4 protein-coding genes are annotated in these 3,963 nt (G+C 67.9%); 2 read left to right on the top strand and 2 right to left on the bottom strand.

Going from position 1 to position 3,963, the window contains the following annotated elements; all coding sequences use genetic code 11:
• Nucleotides 1-295: 295 nt before the first annotated feature.
• Both greA and ACV4UX_RS17695 read right to left on the bottom strand, forming a co-directional pair.
• The gene (greA, locus tag ACV4UX_RS17700; protein WP_491594600.1) at nucleotides 296-778 is read right to left on the bottom strand and encodes a transcription elongation factor GreA; all 483 of its coding nucleotides are present in this window, start codon (nucleotides 776-778) and stop codon (nucleotides 296-298) included.
• A gap of 139 nt (nucleotides 779-917) precedes the next feature.
• Nucleotides 918-1,421 (bottom strand): hypothetical protein, encoded by a 504-nt coding sequence (locus ACV4UX_RS17695; protein WP_491594599.1) that lies wholly within the window; start codon nucleotides 1,419-1,421, stop codon nucleotides 918-920.
• Nucleotides 1,422-1,544: 123 nt separating this feature from the next.
• Between ACV4UX_RS17695 and ACV4UX_RS17690 the strand changes: the two genes are divergently transcribed.
• The gene (locus ACV4UX_RS17690; protein ID WP_491594598.1) at nucleotides 1,545-2,612 is read left to right on the top strand and encodes a M20 family metallopeptidase; all 1,068 of its coding nucleotides are present in this window, start codon (nucleotides 1,545-1,547) and stop codon (nucleotides 2,610-2,612) included.
• 139 nt (nucleotides 2,613-2,751) lie between these two features.
• On the top strand, nucleotides 2,752-3,963 hold a 1,212-nt coding region (locus ACV4UX_RS17685; RefSeq protein ID WP_491594597.1), incomplete at its 3' end, for an EAL and HDOD domain-containing protein.

Below are 3,963 nucleotides of genomic sequence, written 5' to 3'. Positions count from 1 at the left end.
GCAGAACAAGGGCAAGAGTTGTGATTTGTTTAGTGCAGGCCTTCTTGGGGTTTGCAAGTTCCGGGCGCGCGCCCGGGGCGGGTTCGCGGGCAAACTTTGTATTCCTATAAGAAGGCGCAGGCCGTGGCAAGCAGGCGGAATCGTTCCGTTTGCAGGAAAATAAATCCGTAAGGAGAAACGAGCGAGGGCGTCTGCAGAGGCGTGGCCGCGCCCGGCAGGGGGCGCGGCGGGGATCGGGGGGAACGCAACGAAAAAGCCCCGGGTGGACCGGGGCTTGGAGGCGCGTCGCGGGACGCTAGGGCAAGACGCCCAGGAAGCGGACGGAGACGATCTCGTAGCGGATTTTGCCGCGCGGGGCGTCCACCACGATCTCGTCGCCCTCCTCCTTGCCCAGCATGGCCTGGCCCACGGGCGAGAGGAGCGAGATGGAGCCCTTGGCGGGATCGTTTTCGTCGGGGCCGAGCAGGGTCCAGGTCTTGGACTCGCCGGTCTCCACGTCCTCGATCTCCACGGTGGCGCCGTAGGTGACGCGGTCGCCGTCCAGGGTGGCCAGGTCGATGACCTGGCTGGTGGCCAGGCGGCCCTCGATGTAGCGGATGCGGGCCTCGAGCATTCCCTGGCGTTCGCGGGCGGCGTCGTAGCCCGCGTTTTCACGCAGGTCTCCTTCTTCACGGGCCTCGGCGATGGCCTGGATGACGGCCGGACGTTCCTTCTTGAGGTCGTCCAGTTCCCTTTCGAGGCGGCGGAAACCTTGCATCGAGATGGGGATGGATTGCATGGTGCGTTCCCTCTGATTGCCTCCCTGGGGAGGCGTGAGATAAAAAAAGCGCTTGCCCGGAACCTCGCGGTCCCGGGCACGCTTCGCCTTTTTTCTAGCCCACGAGCGTGCCGGGGTCAAGGCCGTGGGCGAACGATGGTCAGTGGGTCTTTTCCGACCCTGCTTTCATCTGGTATTCTCGGGCCTTGGCGCGGCGTTCCTCCACGAGGGACTCTTCCACGGCCGTAAGCCTGGTGCAGAGCGTGGCGGCCACGTCGGCCAGGCCCACGCCTCCCAGGCTCTCGATCCCGGCGAGATCCTTGACGATCTCGACTTCCATGCGCTCGGATTCAAGGAACATCACATAGGCCAGGGCCAGGGCGGCGTTGTTCTCCTCCGTGCCGTCGCAGAGGATGGCCATCTGCTGGGGATCGGCGGTGCCCAGGAGGGTGTCCACGAACTGGCCGATCCACTTGCGGTGCAGCTCCGGCAAGAGCGGCGGCACGGTCTCGGCCACGCAGGCCGCGGCCTGGGCCGACATGTCCGGCCGAACGGCCCCCAGAAGCTCCCGGATGGCCTCCTGGCGGCCGTCCTGGGCCTCCAGGACGCGGCGGTAGAGCAGCTTGTGGATGTACAGGCGGTGGACCGCTTCGCGGGGATCCATGGATCGGGCCTCCTTGGCGCGTTGGCGTTGTGGCATGATAGACCGGACGCGCGCGGCGGGCAACCCCGCCGTCCATGCGAAAGCGCTTGCCAGATGGCCCGGCCTTTGGTCAGACTCCCGCCCATGGACGCCCTCACCCGCGAAATCGTCGACCTGACCAAGGCCTTCATCCGCTTTCCCTCCACCGCCGCCGATCCGGGGGCGCGCAAGGCCTGCGCGGACCGCATCGCCGCCACCCTGGACGCCTGGGGCATCGGTTTCGAACGCCTGGAGCATCAGGGCGTGGAGTCCATCCTGGCCCTGCCCGAACCCGGGCGCTGCCGCGTGCTGCTCATGGCCCACTACGACGTGGTGGCCGCGCCCGAGGCCCTCTTCGAACCCCGCGAGGAAGACGGAAAGCTCTTTGGCCGGGGGGCCATCGACGACAAGTACGCCGTGGCCCTGGCCATGGTCTTCCTGAAGCGTCAGAAGGAGCGCGGCGGGGCCATGCCCCTGGGCGTGCTGCTCACCGGCGACGAGGAGACCGGCGGCCGCAACGGCGCGCGCCACGCCCTGCAGCGCGTCCAGGCCGACCTGGGCATCGCCCTGGACGGCGGCAGCCCGCGCACCCTGGTGACGCTCCAGAAGGGCGTGATCCGCTTCCGGCTCACGGCCCGGGGCAAGGCGGCCCACGGCGCGCGCCCCTGGATGGGCGAGAACGCCATCGAGGCCCTCCTGGCCGACCTAGCCCGCGTGCGCGCCCTCTTCACCGACGACGCCCCCGAGCATTGGCACAAGACCCTGAACATCGGCGTGATCCAGGGCGGCACGGTGGTGAACATGGTCCCGGCCGAGGCCTGGGCGCTTCTGGACATCCGCCACACCGAACAAGAGGACCCCGAGGCCCTCAAGGCCGCCGTGCGCGCCGCCGTGCGGGGCGAACTGGAGCTGACCAACCAGAGCGTGCAGTTCAACGGGGGCGATTCCCCGCTGCTGGATCTGCTCCAGTCGTGCGTGCCGGGCCTGGAGCGCGGCCGCTCCCACGGGGCCACGGACGCCCGCTTCCTCTCCGAGCGGGGCATCCCCGGGGCGGTCTGGGGCGCACGAGGCGACGGCACCCAGCACACGGCCGGGGAATACCTGCACCTGGACTCCCTGGAAGAGCTGACTGCCTCCATGGCGCGCTTCCTGGACGCCGCGGCCGCGCGGTAGAACGCATTTCACTCCTTGGCGGTCGGAAAGAGTTATCGCTTGACCGCTTCGGACCATGGATGCAATCTCCGAGAGTGGGGCGAATCGCCATCGCCGTGTGCGTCCGTTCCGGCTGGCGTCTTCTCATTGGGGAGTCATCATGCATCGATCATTCCATGGTCCCGGCCACGCCGTGGACCTGTTCATGGCGCGGCAGCCCATTTTCTCCAAGGAACTGGACGTGTTTGCGCACGAGTTGCTGTTCCGCAAATGCGAGGGCGACGAGTGCGCCCTGATCACCGATTTCGACGACGCCACCAATCAGGTGATCGCCGACGGCTTCTCCCTGGCCACCAAGGGGCTTGGGCCGCGCGAGAAAATCACCGTGAACGTGGGCTACGACAACATCCTTTCGGGCTACGTGCTGGCGCTGCCGCCCGAGCGCACCATCCTGGAGGTGCCCAGCGACATCCAGGCCGACGAGAGGTTCCGCAGGGCCTGCGACGAACTCAAGGAAAAGGGCTACTGTTTCCTGCTGGACAACTTCACTCCCGGCTGTCAGGCCCGGGAGAACGGCCTGGTCCCCCTGGCGGACTTCATCAAGGTGCCCGTGGACGCCTCCACCGGCCGCGAGGTGGCCAGGCTCAAGAAGGACCTGGGCGCCTGGCGCGGCGGGCTGGTGGCCTCGCGCATCGAGAGCTGGGAGGCCTTCGAGGGCTGCCGCTTCCTGGGCTTCAACTACTTCCAGGGCTATTTCTTCTCGCACCCCAAGGAGCTTTCGGGAAAGAAGCTGCCCTCGCTCAAGGCCGCGCGCCTGCGCCTGCTCAAGGTGCTCTCCGACGAGGAGGCGAGCCTGGGGGCCGTGGTGGACGCCCTCTCCACGGATCAGGCCCTCAGCGTGCGCCTGCTCCAATTCGTGAACTCGGCCGCCTTCTGCATGCTCGACGGCAAGATAGACTCCCTGGCGCGCGCGGCCTCCCTGGCCGGGCTCGACGCCATACGCAAGTGGGCCACCGCCGCCGTGCTCTCGGACCTGGACCCCAGTGGCAGGGGGCGGGAGCTCTCCCTGCGCACCCTCAACGGAGCGTTCTTCCTCTCCCGCCTGACCGATGCGGGGCTCACCCCCGGCACGGCGGGTGACACGCTCTTCCTGCTGGGCCTTCTGCGCAACGTGGACGGGCTCATGGACATGAAGATGAAGGACATACTGTCCGACATGCCCCTGGACGAGTCCCTCAAGAAGGCCCTGCTGCGCGAGCCGCGCGAGCCGCTGGCGCGGTATGTGGCCCTGCTGGACCGCATCGACGCCAACGACTGGGAGCACGCGCGCGGGCTCTTCAAGGCCCTGGGCATCGCCCCGCGCCAGGCCGCC

Source organism: Fundidesulfovibrio sp. (assembly GCF_058402725.1).
This window is presented reverse-complemented; position numbering and strand designations above follow the sequence as displayed.

Coding starts and splice junctions, on each gene's coding strand:
- greA (WP_491594600.1), bottom strand. CDS start 778: ATGCAATCCATCCCCATCTCGATGCAAGGTTTCCGCCGCCTCGAAAGG.
- ACV4UX_RS17695 (WP_491594599.1), bottom strand. CDS start 1,421: ATGGATCCCCGCGAAGCGGTCCACCGCCTGTACATCCACAAGCTGCTC.
- ACV4UX_RS17690 (WP_491594598.1), top strand. CDS start 1,545: ATGGACGCCCTCACCCGCGAAATCGTCGACCTGACCAAGGCCTTCATC.